Origin of the sequence: Flavobacterium sp. LM5 (assembly GCF_002017945.1) — a bacterium.
GTDB classification, from domain to species: domain Bacteria; phylum Bacteroidota; class Bacteroidia; order Flavobacteriales; family Flavobacteriaceae; genus Flavobacterium; species Flavobacterium succinicans.
In genome coordinates, this window is the sequence record NZ_MUFX01000005.1 from 1 (window position 1) to 15910 (window position 15910).

General features: G+C 34.8%; 10 protein-coding genes and 2 pseudogenes. 11 read left to right on the plus strand and 1 reads right to left on the minus strand.

Annotation, left to right across the window (positions count from 1 at the left end; translation table 11 throughout):
- Positions 1-318 (minus strand): annotated as a pseudogene (locus BXU11_RS13850) (regulator); the annotation flags it as partial.
- A gap of 347 nt (positions 319-665) precedes the next feature.
- Between BXU11_RS13850 and BXU11_RS13855 the strand changes: the two are divergent.
- The 11 genes and pseudogenes from BXU11_RS13855 (at position 666) to BXU11_RS13900 (ending at position 15910) form a co-directional block, all read left to right on the plus strand.
- Positions 666-3656 carry a TonB-dependent receptor gene (locus BXU11_RS13855; RefSeq protein ID WP_078212961.1) on the plus strand — a complete coding sequence of 997 codons (2991 nt, stop codon included), beginning with the start codon at positions 666-668 and terminating at the stop codon, positions 3654-3656.
- A gap of 26 nt (positions 3657-3682) precedes the next feature.
- Positions 3683-5134, plus strand: coding sequence for a RagB/SusD family nutrient uptake outer membrane protein (locus tag BXU11_RS13860; RefSeq protein WP_078212962.1), 1452 nt, complete (start codon positions 3683-3685; stop codon positions 5132-5134).
- Between the two features lie 318 nt (positions 5135-5452).
- A complete protein-coding gene (locus tag BXU11_RS18430) occupies positions 5453-5575 on the plus strand; it encodes a hypothetical protein (RefSeq protein WP_255373943.1) in 123 nt (40 codons plus the stop codon).
- Positions 5576-5836: 261 nt separating this feature from the next.
- Positions 5837-7257, plus strand: a pseudogene (locus BXU11_RS13865) (glycoside hydrolase family 30 beta sandwich domain-containing protein).
- Positions 7258-7659: 402 nt separating this feature from the next.
- Positions 7660-9129, plus strand: coding sequence for a glycoside hydrolase family 30 beta sandwich domain-containing protein (locus BXU11_RS13870; RefSeq protein WP_078212963.1), 1470 nt, complete (start codon positions 7660-7662; stop codon positions 9127-9129).
- Positions 9130-9191: 62 nt separating this feature from the next.
- On the plus strand, positions 9192-10925 hold the full coding sequence (locus BXU11_RS13875; protein ID WP_078212964.1) for a cellulase family glycosylhydrolase: 1734 nt from the start codon (positions 9192-9194) through the stop codon (positions 10923-10925).
- Positions 10925-11998 (plus strand): family 16 glycosylhydrolase, encoded by a 1074-nt coding sequence (locus BXU11_RS13880; RefSeq protein ID WP_078212965.1) that lies wholly within the window; start codon positions 10925-10927, stop codon positions 11996-11998. The genes BXU11_RS13875 and BXU11_RS13880 overlap by 1 nt, the downstream gene beginning before the upstream one ends.
- A 462-nt stretch (positions 11999-12460) precedes the next feature.
- A complete protein-coding gene (locus BXU11_RS13885) occupies positions 12461-13381 on the plus strand; it encodes a M48 family metallopeptidase (RefSeq protein WP_078212966.1) in 921 nt (306 codons plus the stop codon).
- The gene (locus BXU11_RS13890; protein WP_078212967.1) at positions 13381-13695 is read left to right on the plus strand and encodes a stage II sporulation protein M; all 315 of its coding nucleotides are present in this window, start codon (positions 13381-13383) and stop codon (positions 13693-13695) included. Before BXU11_RS13885 ends, BXU11_RS13890 begins: the two co-directional genes overlap by 1 nt.
- A complete protein-coding gene (locus tag BXU11_RS13895; RefSeq protein WP_078212968.1) occupies positions 13695-14555 on the plus strand; it encodes an endonuclease/exonuclease/phosphatase family protein in 861 nt (286 codons plus the stop codon). The genes BXU11_RS13890 and BXU11_RS13895 overlap by 1 nt, the downstream gene beginning before the upstream one ends.
- The gene (locus BXU11_RS13900; protein ID WP_078212969.1) at positions 14552-15910 is read left to right on the plus strand and encodes an ADP-ribosylglycohydrolase family protein; all 1359 of its coding nucleotides are present in this window, start codon (positions 14552-14554) and stop codon (positions 15908-15910) included. Before BXU11_RS13895 ends, BXU11_RS13900 begins: the two co-directional genes overlap by 4 nt.

Genomic DNA, 15910 nt, shown 5'->3' on the forward strand with positions numbered 1-15910 from the left:
GAAAAAACCAAACTCATTATACCCACCTACAAAAATTTTTCCACTTGCATCAATCTTAACCGATCGAATCGCCTCAGAATTCTTCATCCTGAATCTTCTCCAAGTCGTACCGTCAAATTGAAACAAACCATCATTATTGGCAAAGTAAAGATTTCCGTTTTTATCTTGATCTATACCCCAATTTTGAGTGCCTCCTTTATAATCAGCTCGGGTATAATTTTTAATATCGGGTAATCCTATGTTTTTTATTTGCCCTAATAAAGACGAAACGTAAAATAAGAGTAAAATGGCATAAAGGGTAGATTTTAAATGTCTCATAAAAGTAAGCGTAGGTAAAAATTGTTTATAAAAACGAAAACGTTTTCATTTTCTTAAAAAAAATACTCAAACTGGGTTATACATTATTTATATTTTGTTAAAATTACAAAAATGTAGCTTTTAAGACAAATGTAGTGTTTATTTTAGTTTTTATAATTTTTAAAAATATCAATAAAACATATTTAAAATACATATAATCAATATTTTAAAATAAAATTGATGTGTTTTTATAAAGTTTATTTATTTAAATTGATGTGTTTTTGTAAGGAATTTTTATTGAGAATATCAAAAAAATAGCCTTAGTATTGCTGAAAATTAAATAAATAATTAACCTAAATTTTAGAAAAATGAAATTCACAAAAACATTTATTCTCTGTTTTTCGTCACTCTTATTTTCTTTATATGGCTTTGCACAAGAGGCCATAATAAACGGTAAAGTAATGGACGAAAATGGACTATTTGTACCAGGGGCAACAATAGCTGTAAAAGGCACAAAAGTAGCCACTAGTACCGATTTTGATGGTAGTTTTAAAATCAAAGCCCCATCTAATGGAACACTAGTAGTTAGCTTTATTGGGTACAGTACCATTCAAGAATTGATTAACGGTAGAACCAAAATTGATTTCAAATTAAAAACTCAGTCTCAAGATTTACATGAAGTGGTAATTAATGTTGGTTATGGAACTCAGAGAATGAAAAATTCAACAAATGCAGTTGTTAAAGTTAAGTCGGAAGCATTTGAAAATCGCCCTATCATATCTGTTGCTCAAGCAATACAGGGTAATGCGGCAGGAATTAATGTTGTCCAAACTTCGGGAAAACCAGGTTCAAGTTTTGATGTAAGAATTAGAGGGCTTAGTTCTATAAATTCAGAAAACTCACCTTTGTACGTTGTTGATGGAATCCAAACTAAAGATATTTCTGGCATAAATGCAGAAGACATTGTAGATTTATCCATATTAAAAGACGCAACTGCAACAGCTATATATGGTGTGAATGGTTCTTCTGGAGTAGTAATTATAACCACTAAAAAAGGAAAATCAAATAAAAATGATTTTCAATTTAGCTCCTACTTAGGGTTTTCAAAAGCGGTAAGTAACGTAGACGTTCTAAATTTAACAGATTATAAAACATTAATAACTGAAATTAATCCCAATTATTTAACAACTGCAAATGATGCAAAATATGCAGGAAAAAACACAAATTGGCAAGATGAAATTTTGAAGACAGGTATTGATCAAAATTATAACTTTTCCTATGCAGGAGGTACAGATAAAATAAAATTTTATGGAGCTCTAGGATATCAAAAAGTAGAAGGTATAATAAAACCATCAAAGTATAATCGATTTTCAGGCAAGATAAATATAAATGCAAATCTGTATTCTTGGCTAAAAACAGATGTAAGCATGAATATCATTCAATCGGATGGTTCTTTTATTAGTGATAACAATAGTGTAGGACAAGGTGGTGCTATTATGAGTGCTTTAGTAACCCCTTCATTTTTACCTATCTGGGGATCTGAACTAAATATTAGAGAAACAAATACTGATGGATCTTATAAAGACGGATACAAAAATGGTCAATATGCCGAAAACCCCTATCAATCAGGATGGGAAAATCCAGTGTCTTTATTATCTAGACAAAACAAAACAGCTGTAAATAGATATTTAAGCAGTATTAGTTTTGATGTTAACATTATGAATAACCTGATTTGGAAACCAATGGTATCATTAGATTTAACAAGATCCGATAATGTTCAGTTTGTAGACCCTTATAGTAATGTTTGGGGACGAAATGGAAATGACAATCCTTTGTCTATCAAAGGAAGAGGTAGCAACACAATTGATAATAATAATAATTGGAATTTTGAAAACACTTTAAACTATCAATTGAAATTTAGTAATTCAGATTTAAATTTATTAGGAGGTGTATCAATGCAAAAAAACAAATATACTAAAGAAGCAAATTCTGGAACTGGTTTTTCTGTTGATCAAACTCATTACGATATTAATGCTGCAAAAAATCAATCTTTCGAAATAAGAGAAAACGAAGTAAGGAGCCTATCCTATTTTGGGAGAGCAACCTATACCATTAACAACAAATACATCTTGAATGGAGTATTTAGACAAAGTGGTGCTTCTCAATTATCAAAAGGTAATAAATGGGGTTTCTTTCCAGCAATTTCAGCAGCATGGATTGTTTCTAATGAAGATTACTTGAAAGAGTCAAATTCTATTAGTGAATTAAAACTTAGAGGTGGTTGGGGAAAAACAGGTAATTTATCAGGTTTACCAGCTTATTCTAGCTTCGATTTGAATTATACTAATCCTTTAACGAATACGACAACATTAGATCAAATAGGTAATCCTGATTTAAAATGGGAAACAACAACTGATATTAACTTCGGTGTAGATCTTGGATTATTTAAAAATAGAATAAAATTTACAGCAGATATCTATAAAAAAGCCACCAAAGACTTACTTCAAATTATCTATTTCCCAGGGTTTTCAAAACCGTATTACTACAATTCCGGTGAAATTGAAAATAAAGGACTTGAGTTAAGTATAAACACAATAAACTTTACAGGTGATTTTAAATGGAATACTAACTTTAATATTTCTTTCAATGATAATAAAGTAGTAAAATTAGGTTTACTTAAAAAATTACCATTCCAAAATTTATCATCTATTGGAGAAAGCATAATTCTATTGACTGAAGGAAGCGCTTTAGGAACTTTCTATGGGTATAAAGTAGACAAAGTAGATCCTGCTACAGGTTCGTTATTATATCAAGACATTAATAGGGACGGAAATATTACACCAGATGATAGAACAAATATTGGAAACCCCAATCCAAATTTTACATTTGGTTTAAGTAATAATTTTAGCTATAAAGGATTTAGCTTAGATGCATTAATTACAGGATCACAAGGAGGAGATATTTACAATGCTTCCAGAATGGATTTAACATTAATGAATAACTACAACAATCAATCAACTGAAGTGTTAAATAGATGGACTACTTCGGGTCAAATTACTGATGTTCCAAAAGCCAATGACCCAAGTACCTTGCACGTTTCGGACCGATTCATTGAAGACGGATCATATATAAGATTAAAAGCTATCACACTAGGATATCAATTTAAATTAGAAAATTGGAAATTAAATTCAATAAAATTATATCTAACAGGACAAAACCTATATACAATAACTAATTACAAAGGTTTTGATCCAGAAGTTGGAGCTTTTAATAATGCTACAGGAATTGGTCAAGGTATCGATCTTGGTACATATCCTCAAGTTAAGACATTTATTTTTGGGTTAAAAGCCAATTTTTAGAACTAAAATATAAATACTATATAGTTATGAAATTATTTAAAAATTATTTAAAAATATTCACAGCATTGATGCTGATTTTTTTAACATCATGTTCAGATTATTTGGATACAGAACCTATTACTGAAGAAGCAACTTCTCTAAATGGTGGGATAGTAATAAAAAATGCCGTTGATGCGGAAAAAAGAATGAACGCAGTATATGGAACTTTTGGTTCTGGTTATTGGCAATTGGATTATTTCTTGATTGGAGACGGACAATCTGATAATGCTTATATTGGTGCAGATAATCCTGCTGTTTTACAGTATGAAGCTTACCAAATGTTATCAACTAATTCACAAATGAAAGGCGACTGGAATGATCTTTACAACAATATCAATACTTGTAATATTGTAATCAATTACGTTGATCAAGCTACAGATTTAAACGCAACCAGAAAAAACGAAATGATTGGTGAAGCTTCACTAATTAGAGCACTGAATCATTTTCAAGCAGTTCAACTGTGGGGTGACTGTCCGATAGCAAAAGAAGCTATATTTTCAATTTCAAGTGATAACTTTGATGAAGCATTTAATGCTCTATTCCCAGCAAGAAAACCTATTGTCGAAGTATATGCACAAATCATCGCTGATTGCCAAGTTGCAATTCAAAAAGCTCCAGATGCTTCTAATAAATTTAAAGCCAACAAAATGGCTGCCAACGCCCTTCTTGCTAAAGTATATGCAACTATGCCAAATCCTGATTGGACAAAAGTAAACCAATACTGTGATATAGTTATTGGTGGTGGTTACACTCTATTACCTACTTTTGATCATCTTTTTGACAACGCTCACGAAGGAAATTCGGAATCAATTTGGGAAATTAACGGAGATGGATGGGGTAGTCCTATCGGTGCTTGGAATACTTTTATGTTTTTAGGAACAGATTGGAAAAAATTTAATGCTCCTTCCCATACTTTAGTTAAAGCTTATGCAAATAATAACGATAAACAAAGAGTAGCATCAACTATAACAAGAGCAAACGTAGGTTGGGCTGACACCTATTGGCCTTCAACTAACTATCCTTTTTGTTATAAAATGAGAGATACTAATGGTAATCAAAATTTTTATATTGCTCGCTTAGCTGATATTTTATTACTGAAAGCTGCTGCATTAGCTAATAAAGGAGATATTACTGGAGCAATGTCTCAAGTTAATATAATAAGAACAAGAGCAGGAATTGCTTCAATTAGTGCTTCAAACCAATCAGATGCATTTAATAAAATTCTTGAAGAAAGATTAATGGAATTAGCTTTCGAAGGCGATCGTTGGTTTGATTTAAAAAGAATGGGGAAAGCAATAGAATTTCTATCTAAACAAAAAGATGGCAATGGAAATTTATTACCACATGCTAGTAATATCAACCAAAATAGACTTTTATGGCCTATCCCTCAAGATAAATTAGATGCTAATGCACTGTTAGCCCAAAATCCTGGATATTAACATTGTATTTAATCCATCAATAAGCACTAATTAAAAGTTTATGAAATTAAATTTAGTACTTATTGATGGATTACATTTATAATAAATTAGTATTAAAAGAACTAGAATTGTAATCATTTTTTTTTATCCATTTATGCTCGAACTTACAAAATCACACACATTGCTGCAAGAAGAGGTGCTGCCGAAAACGTAACGACCAAAGAAATTTTTGTAGCTACTTCAGATCCATTAAAAGGGAATTCGGTAAAAGGAGGCAACTTTGACAACGCAGCTGATCATACATAATTGAGCAGTTGGCTGTGTAAAAATGCCGTTGGTGTGATTTCTAATACCGTTAAGTTTAATCAAACGGGTAAAATATATTTTGTCATCCGAAGTGGTGGAAACACCTTTACTCCTAGCGGAATCACTATTTCTAAAGTGGAGTTTAGAGGAAAATAAAAATTGTTAGTTATGCTTTGATTTTGGTTAAAATAGCTCATTTTCATATGATTATGGGCTATTTTTTAATAAAAAAAGCACAACTTAGACAACTGATTACTAAATACGTACAACAAGACACAGTAAAACGGAATCGCCATCAAAAACAAGTTTGTCCAAGCAAACACCAAATGCATAAAAGGCGATAACCGATATGCCTCATAATAAATAAAATTTATACCTATGAATAAATCAGCTATATCTCTATTCTGTTTGCTTCTTATGGGAACCCTTTTTGCACAACAAAAGGAAACCAAAGAAAAACAAGTGTTTACAACAGCTGGAAAAAAAGTGACCGTTTACACCACAGCAGCCAATACCAACTTGCGATTAAGTCCTACAGCCCATTTGGTCTTTGCAAAAGCATCACAACCGCTAGAAACAGAAATTTCCATTTTTGTGGAACCTCAACGCAAATTCCAATCCTTGATGGGAATTGGTGGTGCCATTACCGATGCAAGTGCCGAAGTTTTTGCCAAATTGTCAAAAGAAAAACAACAAGAATTTTTAACCGCTTACTACGATACACAAAAAGGCATAGGCTATTCATTGCTAAGAACAACAATTCATAGCTCTGATTTTAGCAGTGGAAGCTATACTTATATCGAAGAAGGCGATAAGGATTTGAAAACATTTTCTATTGCGCATGACAAACAATTCCGAATCCCAATGATCAAGCAAGCCACTCAAGCTGCAGGCGGAAAAATAGTGACCTACGTTTCTCCTTGGAGTCCACCAGCCTTTATGAAAAGCAACAAGCAAATGCTAAAAGGCGGAACACTCTTGCCAGAATATTACCAAGCTTGGGCGAATTATTACGCTAAGTTTATCAAAGCCTACGAAAAAGAAGGAATGCCTATTTGGGGATTGACCATTCAAAACGAACCTATGGCAGTACAAACTTGGGAATCCTGTGTTTTCTCTGCCGAAGCCGAAAGAGACTTCTTGAAAAATTACCTAGGACCAACTTTGAAAAAAGAGGGGCTAGGCAGCAAAAAAATCATTGTTTGGGACCACAACCGCGATTTGATGAACCAAAGAGCCAATGTCATTTTTACCGACCCGAAGCCTCTAAGTACGCTTGGGGAATGGGATTTCACTGGTACGAATCTTGGTCTGGCGGCAACTCCATGTATGAAAATGTAGGCAAAGTACACGAAGCCTTTCCTGACAAAAACCTCATATTTACCGAAGGTTGTATCGAAAAATTCGATACCCAAAAATACCAGTTTTGGCCCAACGCCGAACGATATGGAGCTTCAATGATTCATGATTTTAATAACGGAACCGTCGCTTGGACCGATTGGAATATTCTCCTCGACGACAAAGGAGGACCTAATCACGTGGGGAATTTTTGCTTCTCGCCCATCCATGCCGACTCTCAATCGGGAGCCTTAATCTACACGCCGTCTTATTATTATATTGGTCATTTTGCCAAATTCATTCGCCCGCAAGCGCGCAGAGTAGCCACCGCCTCTAGCCGCAGTAGTCTAATCAGCACTTCATTTCAAAATGCAGATGGCTCTATGGTCACCGTGGTCATGAACCAAAGCGACAAAGAAGTCACCTACAATTTGATGATTGCTTCCGAGAAAACCGTAACCACAATACCACCACATAGTATCCAGACCTTGCTGTATTAATATCAGCAAAACAGGAATAGGAAAAAAAAGAGCGAAACCAATGTTATTAAGTTAAGGGTTAAATGATAAAATGATTGCTGATTTTTGAGTAACGATTTTTGATTGCTGATGTATAACATACTGAAAAGCATTTAATTTTTATTCACTTACTCTAAAATCAAAAATCAAAAATCGTTAATCTTCAATCAAAAATCACTTAACTTAATGACATTGGGAGCGAAACATCAGGCAGTACCTGTAGGCAACGTTCCCGCCATCCTTCCTAAGCAGCCGAGCCGAACCCCGGCTCAGCTGCTTATCCCTCCTGTCGGGGCTAGGCAGCTATCAATTGTGAATTTTTGGAACATTATAGGACCCTCTATTTTTCCAAAAAGTAATCATAACCCATAAAAAACAGTACTAATGAAATCTAAATGTATAAAAATTATCCGTTACCTTCTTTTTGCTTTGGCTATCTCCATGCAAATCAGTTGCTCATCACCTAGCGATGGCGGAGATCCTACTCCCACTCCTACCCCAACTCCCACTCCACCAGTAGGCAAAAACGAGGTCGATTACTGGCTCACCAAAGGCGATCAATCCGTACGATTAGCCAAACAAAACAAAGTGCTTACATTCGGTACTTTACCCAATACTTATCCTTCTATCGAAGTAAACGACGCCCAAACTTTTCAAATCATCGACGGATTTGGGTATACACTAACGGGCGGGAGTGCCGATGTCATCAACCAGCTGACTCCTGCCAAGAAGAAAGAAGTATTGCAAGAGCTATATGGTGCTTCCGAAACTAGTATCGGCGTGAGCTACATTCGTATCAGTATTGGAGCGTCAGACATGAATGCTACTCCATTCACTTACAATGATCTTCCTGCAGGCGACACAGATTTGGCTTTGTCAAAATTCAGTTTGGCCCCAGATAAAAATGGCGTGATTGCTCTTTTAAAAGAAATCCTAGCGATCAATCCAGCCATCAAAATTTTAGCAACGCCATGGTCAGCGCCACTTTGGATGAAAGACAAAGCAAGTTTCGTTGGTGGCAATTTGCAAACAAAATATTATGAAGTATACGCAAACTATTTTGTAAAATACATCCAACTCATGAAAGCTGAGGGCATCATCATAGATGCGATTACGCCACAAAACGAACCTTTACACGGAGGTAATAATCCAAGTATGGTAATGACAGCGCAAGAACAAGCTAATTTTATCAAAAACAATTTAGGTCCTGCTTTTAAAACAGCTGGAATCACGACTAAGATCATTGCTTATGACCACAATTGCGATAACATTCAATATGCCACTACTATTTTTAATGATGCAGGAGCAGCTCCATTTGTAGACGGATCTGCGTATCATTTGTATGCTGGAAACATCAATGCACTTTCTTCAATTTACAATGCTTTTCCTACCAAGAATGTATATTTCACAGAACAATATACTTCTTCAGATGGTAATTTCGGAGAGGATTTAAAATGGCATTTAAAAAATGTAATCATTGGCTCTATGCGTAATTGGAGTAAAAATGCATTGGAATGGAACCTAGCCAATAACAGTTCTTTCGGACCACACACTAATGGCGGATGTACTACTTGCAAAGGTGCTTTAACGATAAATTCTAGCGAATCTTTCGATCGAAATGTTGCCTATTATATCATTGCCCATGCTTCTAAATTTGTACCTGCAGGTTCCGTTCGAATTGGCAGTAATATAATAGGAAACTTAAACAATGTGGCTTTCAAAACACCAGCAGGAAAAAAAGTTTTGATTGTAGAAAACGATGGCAATACTAACGAAGTTTTTAATATAAAAAACAATGGAAAATGGGTGACCACCACACTTGATGCGGGTGCTGTAGCTACATTTGTTTGGTAATTTTTCTTCGCAACCCTTTTAGAGTATCAAACTTTAAAAGGGTTATTTAAAACAGAATAAAAATGAAAAAAGTAATTTTTATACTTCTTGCTTGGCTACCAACAGTCGGATGGGCTCAAGGCTTTTTGCATAGAGACCATCAAAAAATTGTGGATGGAAAAGGACAAAATATAGTGCTTCGAGGCTTAGGTCTAGGAGGTTGGATGGTGCAAGAAGGGTACATGCTCAAAACGGGCAATTTTGCTGGACCACAATATAAGATTAAGGAAAAAATTTTAGATGTAATTGGCGCAGAGGCCACCGAAAAATTTTACCAAACCTACAAAGACAATGGCATCACCAAAAAGGATATTGATTCCTTGGCTGCTTGGGGATTCAATTCGGTGCGATTGCCCATGCATTACAATTTGTATACACCCGCAATTGAAAATGAAAAAAATGGTGAAATCACCTGGCTTGAAGAAGGTTTCAAACGCACCGATGCTTTACTAAAATGGTGCGAAGCCAATAAAATATATTTGATTTTAGATTTGCATGCTGCTCCCGGAGGTCAAGGAAAAGATGCTGCAATATCAGACTATGATGAGTCAAAACCATCGCTCTGGGAGAGTGCTACTAATCGCAATAAAATGATAGCTTTTTGGAAAAAAATAGCCGAACGCTACAAGGACAATCCTTGGGTGGGCGCCTATGATATTATCAATGAGCCCAATTGGAATTTTACTGGAACCAATGCCAATGGCTGTGACGAAGCTTCGAATGGTCCTTTGCGCTCTTTGCTAATGGAGACTACTCAGGCCATTAGAGCCATTGATAAAAACCATTTGATTTTTATCGAAGGCAACTGTTGGGGCAATAACTACAACGGAATTTTCCCGCTTTGGGATGATAACTTGGCTTTGAGTTTTCATAAATATTGGAATACCAATGACCAAGCTTCCATTCAAACGATGTTGGATTACAGAACCCAATACGACGTGCCTATTTGGTTAGGTGAAAGTGGTGAAAACTCTAATGTTTGGTTCAAAGAAGCCATTAGTCTAGTAGAGCAAAACAATATTGGTTGGGCTTTTTGGCCAATGAAAAAAATAGAAAGTATCGCTGGAGTAACTTCGGTAATTCAGCCGCAAGGCTACCAGCAATTACTGGAGTATTGGAAAGATGGAAAATCAAAACCAAGTCCAGCTTTTGCCAAAAAAGTCCTAATGGAATTAGCAGATAATTACAAGCTCGAGCACGTAACTATTAGACCAGATGTGGTAGATGCTATGTTTAGACAAGTACAAGATCCTAGTGCAAAAGCTTTCAAAAAACACCTACTTCCAGCTCGTGTTCCTGCCACGCATTATGACTTGGGCACACAAGGAGTAGCTTATTATGATACCGATTTTCAAAATATCGATGGGACAAAGTTTACTCCGTACAACAAAGGTTTCATAGGAAGAAATGATGGCGTTGATATTGTTTCTTCAAACAATAAAGAAAGCAACGGTTTTCAAGTAGGATTTATTGAAGCGGGCGAATGGTTACAATACACTGTAACTTCCAAAAAGAAAGCTACGTATTCAGTTAGTATTACTTATGCGAGTGCCACAACAGAGGGGCAAGTGCATTTGGTTTTTGGGAACAACAAAAAAACAGAAAGTGTTCTGCTTCCCGCTACAGGGAATAATGAAAAGTATAGCTCAGTTAGGATTTCTAATATTGCTTTAGAAAAAGGGGAAACACCCGTACGGGTCGTTTTTGAAAAAGGAGGAATCCATTTTACGTATTTACAATTTAAAATAATGAACTAATGATGAAAATACACACTTTTAATGCAAAAATAGGTTTCGTTTTGGGCTTGTTTTTATTGGTTTTTCTTTCTTGTAGTGGCTCGGGTAGCGGTTCTGAAGAGCCTGTTATTCCAACACCTTCCAATCTTTCGGTTACCGCAACTATTGTGGGTGCCGATGCGCAAAATCCTGCCGGTGACGGAAGCGGAAAAGTTAATTTCAAAATCAAAGCGACCAATGCTACTTCATACAAACTATTGATTGAAGGCAAAGTGATTGATGTAACCACTACCGATTATGCTTATGCTTTTAAAACTGTAGGCACGAATAGTTATACAATTTTAGCTTCGGCTTATAATGGTGCGCAATACATCAATACTACTATTTCGGTAACGGTAAAAGTTGAATCAAAATTGGTTTGGTCTGATGAGTTCAACGCAAACGGAGCTCCTGATCCTTCAAAATGGAACACTCAAGTTTGGGATCCAGGGCACGTAAACAACGAATTGCAATCGTATACCAATCGTTCTAAAAATCTAATCGTTGAAAATGGCGTTTTAAAAGTTACGGCTTATAGAGAAGATTATGGCAAAGGTAAATTTACTTCAGGTAGAATCGAGAGCAATGGCAAATTTGAGTTTACCTATGGAACGATTGTCATCAGAGCCAAAGTGCCAGTTGGTGTTGGAACTTGGCCAGCAGTTTGGATGCTTGGCGCCAATATTGGAACAGTAGGATGGCCAGCTTGTGGAGAAATAGACATTCTAGAATCGGTTGGAAAGAATTTGGATCAAAATCATTCCTCACTGCATTCGCCTGGACGTTCTGGAGCGACTCCTGATACCGGAACCATAAAAGTACCGAACAGCAGCACCGAGTTTCATATTTACAAAGCCAATTGGTCTGCTTCCGAAATCAAATTTTATGTAGATGATGTGTTGTTTTACACGTTTCAAAATTCAGATAAATTTCCATTCAATAAAAATTTCTACTTGATTGTCAATTTGGCAATGGGAGGCGTTTGGGGTGGAGACGTAGATCCTAATTTTACTTCATCTACTTTCGAAATTGATTATATTAGAGTTTACAATTAATTGATTAAAGAAACTGGATATTACTTGTATACGTAACATTTTTGTTAGAAAGAAGAAGTGTAATCTCAAATAAATATAAAAATGAGAAAAATTAAAAAAAAAAAAAATAGGATTAGCCACATTACTTGGGCTTAATCTATTTGGAATTGGTCAAATGTCGACAAGCAATTACCAAAAAAAGGTAAACCAACTAATTGATTCCTAAAAAAATGCAAAACTTGCATATCGCCTTGGAGTTGGTACATTTTGGCAAGGTGCTGTTGGTGCAGCAGGTTGGATTATTAGCGGTGCTGTGGGTACTTGGATTGGGTGGTCCTTGGGGTGGTTATGTAGGTTGTGTACTAGGTACAGAGGCGTGTACATACTAACTCATTAACCATTTAACACATTAATAGAGTAAATATTGCAAAAAAATAACTGCATTATTTAGTCTGTTAATTATTTATAAAAAAAAATAAAAAAATGAATGAATCAATATCATTTCTTATTATAAAAGCATTAAAAATCAGTATCATTTTTACCTTATTACAAGCTATAATACTATATATCCCATATTTATTTATAGGGAAAATCAAAAAGAAAATTATAAATAAACTATTGTTTTTCAATTTATTTGACTTTATATTATCTGGAATATATTTATTTAGCATTGTATTATTCTTTGAGGGACTAGATAGTATTGACGACAACAATACGTTTGCGTTAGAGTATCCGTATATAAGTTTTATAATCAAAGTAATTGCTATGGTATTGGCGAATAGTTTTTTCGTACTCATCTTTCCTACAATACTAAAAAATCAAAATAGAAGATTAGAACCATTACCAAAATATAGTAATCAATTATTGGAAAAATTTGGAGTTAACATTCCAGTATATACAACTAAAAAAAAATGTATAAATGCTTTTGCAGTAGGAATAATCCCAACGAATAAGGTTATTGTTTTAGGTAGTGAAATTATTGCCAAATGTAGTGATGACGAGATTGATGCTATTTTATATCATGAATATGCACATCATAAAAACAATGATTTATTGCACTTTTATTTACTTCTTACATTTTCCTGCTTGTTTTTCTTATTGTTTAGAGAAAATTTCATTTTATTTATTAAAAACATAATACCAAGGATTAGTGAGGGTAGTGCAATTGCAATTTTTGGTGGTCTAAATGGATTGATTTTTGGTGCTATACTTTTTTCTAAGTTAAGCCATAATGCTGAATATAAAGCAGATATATTTAGTGCTAAAAACACTAAAAGCACTACAATGATTGACGCTTTAAAAAAAATATCAATACTCACAGACCATCTTATTGATAAAGGAGGTATGACACATCCAAGTATAGAAAAACGAATTAACAACATTATTAAATACCAAAATTTATAATGAAATATCTTACTTGTCTTGTTTTTTGGTTATTAGGAATATTTTTAGCATTATCATTACATTATTCGTTTCTTACAAACAATAAGAATACTCAAACTCATAAACCTAAAACACATATCACACAAGTTATAAAAAATATAAATCTAAAAACAGGTACTTATTATAAAAGAGCAACAGATTTATTTTTACACAATCTTTTTGTTGCTTTTCTTTTGTCTATTGGAGGACTTATAACTGCTGGTAGTTTAAGTTTAATTGTACTCTCTTATAACGGTTTTATAAATCAATTAATACAAACAAATTCTTTTATCTGATGAAAAGCAAAGCAAACATTATCCTTGGACTTTTAGTACTGTTGATTGGAACAACAGTTTCGGCACAATCTTTAAAAGTGATGACTTATAATATCCGTTTGGATATAGCCAGTGATGGGCTCAATGATTGGTCGCACCGAAAGGACTTTTGGATTGCGCAAATACAGTTTTATGCCCCAGATGTTTTTGGGGTACAAGAAGCAACACCCAATCAAGTAACCGATTTGACGCAAGTTTTTGCTGAGTATACCAAGGTAGGAATTGGTAGAGAATTGGAAGGAAAAGGAGAAGCCTCTTGTGTGTTTTTTAAAAAAGACCGATTTGATCTCCTACAATCCAATACCTTCTGGTTGTCTGAAACGCCTAATCAGGTTTCTTTGGGATGGGATGCTGCGTGCAACCGAGTATGTACTTATGTTTTATTGAAAGACAAAAAAAGTAAGCAATTCCTTTGGGTATTCAACACGCATTTGGATCACAAAGGTCAGGAAGCTCGTACCAAAGGGATTCAGCTTATTTCAAAAACCATAGCCGAGCTAAATACTAAAAATTACCCCGTTATTTTTATGGGCGATTTCAATACGACTCCCAACGAGAGTAGAATTTTGGAATTGAAAAAAGTGATGGAAGATGCCAGAGAACTATCCCAAGAAAAACCTTTTGGACCCGAGGGAACTTTTAATGGATTTCGTTATGATGTGGCGGTGAAAGACCGAATTGATTATATCTTTTTGTCAAAAAATAGCGGGTTGACGGTTCAAAAATATGCGGTTTTGACTGATGCTAAAGACTTGCGCTATCCTTCGGATCATTTTCCAGTTTATGTAGAATTAGTAGCTAACAAGAAAAAACAGAAATGAAGTACCCCATTACTATAATTGTTTTTCTTTTGTTTTGGAGTGTTTCCTTAAACAGTCAAAATCAAAAAGAAACTAAAAAAAGAAAATCTCTAGTTTCAATGATTCAGCCTAAAGCTACTGATTTGGTCATTTCCCGAAGTGACTATAAGGACAAACTTTATGGTTTTTGGTTAGGACAATGCATTGCCAATTGGACAGGTTTGGTTACCGAGATGGACAAAATAGGCGATATCGGGGAGATCAAAACGGGTAAATTTTATACCCGATTGGATTGGGGAAAACCAGATCAGCCAAGTATTTGGGGACAAGGTGTGCCGAGCGATTTGTCTAAAAACATCGATTTTGTTTTTGTAGGTCCTGAGGGCATTTGGGGTTCCGATGATGATACCGACATCGAGTATATCTACCAAGAACTTCTTTATACCAAGCAAAAATCAATCCTTTCAGGCGAAGATATAAGAGAGGGATGGTTGCGGCATATTAAAAAAGAAGAGGAAAATTATTTGTGGGTTTCCAACCAAAAAGCATTTGATTTAATGCAACTTGGAATGATTCCTCCCGCTACTGGAGATCCAAAGAATAATCCTGAATACGAAATGATTGACGCACAATTGACCACCGAAATTTTTGGTTTTTTTGCGCCATCAAGACCAGACATTGCTCTAAAAATGGCCAAACTTCCCATTCAAAATACCGCTAGATACGACTCCGAATGGATTGCTAATTTTTATGTGTCTATGTATGCTTTGGCTTCTGTTGCTGATACCAAAAAATCAAATAAGGACAGTATTCTTTGGATGGCTGAGGTTTCGAAAAAGCAACTTCCTAAAGATTCGTATGCTAGCAAAATGTATGATTTTGTAAAAAGCAGGTATTTGGAAAACATACCTTGGGAACAAACCCGAGATGAGATATACCAACGCTATCAAGTCGAACAAAAAGACGGGTACGATATGACTTCAAAGAATCGGTATTGCAATGGCTGCTTTGCTTCTGGAATTAATTTCGCCTCGAGTTTAATCAGCCTTTTTTATGGAGAAGGCAATATCGTCGAAACAATCAAGATAGGAACATTAGCAGGTTGGGATTCTGATAATCCTACAGCTACTTGGGGAGGTTTATTAGGATTTATGTTGGGTAAAGAAGGTATTGAAAAAGCCTTTAATCGAAAGTTTTCAAATCAATTTAATATTCACAGAACCCGAATGGGATTCCCAAACAACGGCATCGACACTTTTGAAAATATGGCTCAAAAAGGAATTGAAATTATCGATAGAGTTGTTCAAGAAGAAAGTAAAGGAAGCGTCGATTATAAAAAGAATGTGTGGATTATTCCACAACTAAATAAGTACTAA